At 45.8% G+C, this 1,700-nt stretch carries 1 protein-coding gene; it reads right to left on the bottom strand.

Translation table 11 applies throughout. From position 1 onward, the window contains the following. Positions 1-213: 213 nt before the first annotated feature. The gene (locus ROTAS13_RS24090) at positions 214-1,533 is read right to left on the bottom strand and encodes an NACHT domain-containing NTPase (protein WP_083755699.1); all 1,320 of its coding nucleotides are present in this window, start codon (positions 1,531-1,533) and stop codon (positions 214-216) included. Between the last annotated feature and the right edge of the window lie 167 nt (positions 1,534-1,700).

The following is a 1,700-nucleotide window of genomic DNA, read 5'->3' as shown; positions in this document are numbered from 1 at the left end:
GTCGATCAGCGCCGCCAGCCGCACCAGTTCGTGCCGCCCATCGATCATGTCGACCAGCCGCGGCCGCAGCAGATCGGCCTGTTCCGGCGGGCGCGGGCGGTGCTTCATGCCCACAAGATTCGCAGGGTTTGTCGTCGAAAACAATCGAACCCTGCAAATCCAGGTCGCCGAGCCCGGAAAATCTCACAGCTAGATCAGTGCCTTACGAGTTATTCAAGGCCGACTAATTAGCTTGTATATATCCCATTCTGTTATCGTGTTGGCTGAAGTATCAGCATCCTGAGCTTTCTGTATTTCCTCGACTAGCTCTAGAAGATAGGAGACAATCACTGGCTTTCCAGACAAAGCTTGGCGTGTCCCGAGAGCCTCCTCTCTGAAAACCCTGTTTAATATTGATAGAACAATTCGTTGCCCTGTTGGATTTTTTGCTAAACTCCTTTTAACGAGTGACTCTGTTTGTTCTGGTGTTAAATCTTGTAGATTTCTTTCGTACCTATTGAGAACATAGCGTTCTACAAGGGCATCAACGATACGCTCACTTTCGATAAACTCCGAGTCTTTTTTTGAGAGATAATATCTTTGCTGCTCTAAATTTCGATAAAGCGCTTCGAAAACATTTAGTTCCTCGCTTTCGGAAAAATAGTTGGGTCTGCTTGTTAAAATTCCTTTCGCGCCATCTTTTGCGAGTTCAGCTAATGCGGCCAAGCAAGCTCGTCTTTCACGACTATTCATGAATTGGGCCATTTCGTCATAACCATCTAGAAGCAAAATTACTCGACCAGTTCTGATGAGGTGGAGCATAAAGTCGATGGAAACATGGCTTAGTTTGTTTGCATCCAAAAAGTGATGGAGTAAGCCATAGGCATCAAATTGCCTGCTGAAATTTCTGAGTTCAATTCGTATTGGAATTGGCTGCGAGGGATCGCCATGGTAGTCACTTAGCCAGCGATGCTGAAGCACCCTGGTGAGTGATGTTTTGCCCGTCCCATACTCGCCCAGTATGATTAACCATTTGGCTTCCTCTGGTGCGTATCCTTTCCAGTAGCCAAGCCACTTTGTGGCGACATCTTTTCCTTTGCTGTCATTAAAGAATGGCTCTTCATAGGTTTCGATAAGTTTTGTTGTTGAGTCTCGCGTCTTTATCAATTCTATATATGGCGAAAATTTCTCGAATCGCGCAAATAGGTCATCATATGATAGCGCTTGCACACCACTTTCTATTGCCCTCTCTTTCACTGATGCCGTAAATCCAGATGAAGAGATGCAAAGCAAAGTCGATCCTGGCTGCTTTTTCGATATAAGCAGAAACTTTGTCGTGTCCTTCCCATATTTTTCAGTTGAGACATACTCTATAGTTGCTTCAATATAAACGGGCAGGGAGAATGGATCCCCTTTTGATCTGGCTACGATGTCTACCTGTGCCCCGTGCACATGTACATCATATTCAACTTCATAGTTATTCATTTTAAAAAGGTTGCCAATAGCGATTGGCAGACTGTTTTCGGTGAAGTTGTGATTTGGGTTCTGCGCCATTCTTCGTTTGCTCCTCTGATGTCATCCAATATCTAGTAGTCCCACATTCTCCAAGTAAGTCGCTGATTTCGCTGTCGTAATCGTGATATTTCGCATATAAATCATGGCGTTGACGGCTGCGAGGGGCGCGTTTCATGGATCACCTGGAGGGTGCGGGCTTGGCGCGG

It is taken from the genome of Roseomonas sp. TAS13 (assembly GCF_001950415.1).
Taxonomy (GTDB): domain Bacteria; phylum Pseudomonadota; class Alphaproteobacteria; order Acetobacterales; family Acetobacteraceae; genus Roseomonas; species Roseomonas mucosa.
This window is presented reverse-complemented; position numbering and strand designations above follow the sequence as displayed.

Coding starts and splice junctions, on each gene's coding strand:
- ROTAS13_RS24090 (WP_083755699.1), bottom strand. CDS start 1,533: ATGGCGCAGAACCCAAATCACAACTTCACCGAAAACAGTCTGCCAATC.